Source organism: Pseudactinotalea suaedae (assembly GCF_009733815.1).
Taxonomy (GTDB): Bacteria; Actinomycetota; Actinomycetes; order Actinomycetales; family Beutenbergiaceae; genus Pseudactinotalea; species Pseudactinotalea suaedae.
In genome coordinates, this window is record NZ_WNXY01000018.1 from 1 (window position 1) to 1,087 (window position 1,087).

The 1,087-nt window shown below is 67.9% G+C and carries 1 protein-coding gene; it reads left to right on the plus strand.

Features of this window, described 5'->3' with window-relative positions; translation table 11 throughout:
- Positions 1–106: 106 nt before the first annotated feature.
- The coding region (locus GPA04_RS20930) for an IS481 family transposase (RefSeq protein ID WP_156226172.1) at positions 107–1,087 on the plus strand (981 nt) is incomplete at its 3' end.

A 1,087-nucleotide genomic window follows, 5' to 3' on the forward strand; every position in this document is an offset into this window, starting at 1 on the left:
TGTTGCGTCTCATGAGGTTGGTGACGGGGGTGTGAGCGAGGGGTAGGTCCCGGCGGCAGGATGGAAGTACCTCTACGACCGTTCTGCTTGAAGGACCTACCCCTCGATGTCTCACGCTAACGCCCCGTTGACCCCTGCTGGTCGGCTTCGTCTGATCCAGCGCTGCCAGTACCGTCCGATCGCTCACGTCGCCGCCGAGGCAGGGATCTCTCGGGCCTGTTTGTCCAAATGGAAGGCCCGCTACGACGCCGACGGCGAAGACGGCCTGACCGATCGCTCCAGTGCCCCGTTCGCACGCCCGACCCAGTTGGCCCCGGCAGTGGTGGATCTGATCGAGACCTGGCGCCGGGAGCGCAAGTGGACCGCCCGGCAGATCGCTCGGGAGCTGGCGATCCACGGGCACACTGCCTCGGTGGCGACCGTGGGTCGCTGGCTGGTGCGGCTCGGCATCAACCGGCGCAAGGATCTGGATCCGGACGGTTCCAGCAACCGCGCGGTGGGCACGATCACCGCCAGGTTCGCCGGCCACATGGTGCACCTGGACGTCAAGAAGGTCGGCCGGATCCCCGACGGTGGCGGCTGGCGCGCCCACGGCCAGGGCAGCGCCCAGCACAAGAAGACCAGGGCCGCCAAGAAGGCTGGCGCGCGCGCCGGATACGTGTACCTGCACTCGATCGTCGATGGCTACTCCCGGCTCGCCTACACCGAGGCGCTGCCTGATGAGAAGGCAGCCACCACGATCGCCTTCTACGCCCGCGCCCGGGCGTTCTTCAAAGCCCACGGCATCACCCGGATCGTGCGCGTGATCACCGACAACGGCTCCAACTACCGCGCCCGCGACTTCACCCGCACCGTCCTGGCCAGCGCCTCCCGGCACCAGCGCACCCGGCCCTACACACCCCGCCACAACGGCAAGGTCGAGCGCTACAACCGGATCCTGGCCGAAGAGCTGCTCTACTCCCGCGCCTGGGAGTCAGAAGCCAAACGAGCCGCCGCGATCGGCACCTGGAACATCCACTACAACTACCATCGAGCCCACACCGCCGCCGGCGACCAACCCCCAGCCTCACGACTACGCACCGGCGTC